This window comes from Corynebacterium sp. HMSC070H05, from assembly GCF_001837615.1.
GTDB lineage: Bacteria > Actinomycetota > Actinomycetes > Mycobacteriales > Mycobacteriaceae > Corynebacterium > Corynebacterium coyleae.
The window spans coordinates 1-205 of the sequence record NZ_KV833307.1; the positions used below are offsets into that span (position 1 = coordinate 1).

General features: G+C 52.7%; 1 protein-coding gene. It reads left to right on the forward strand.

Translation table 11 applies throughout. The features are described 5' to 3' along the window. Positions 1-205 (forward strand): carboxypeptidase regulatory-like domain-containing protein (locus HMPREF2617_RS12040; protein WP_168168330.1); only part of this gene is annotated, 205 nt, incomplete at both ends.

Below are 205 nucleotides of genomic sequence, written 5' to 3' on the forward strand. Positions count from 1 at the left end.
GAAGAAGGACCAGGACACCAAGCTGGAGAATGTTGCGCCTTCGCGCGATAAGGGTTCGGTGTCTGGTTCTGTGGATCCGGAAGCTGTTGAAAAGATTGAGTTGGTTGACCCGAAGACGAATGAGCGTCGTGAGGTGTCGATTGATTCCAACGGCAATGTGAAGCTGGATGAGATTCCGACGGGTGACTACACGGTTGTGGTCACT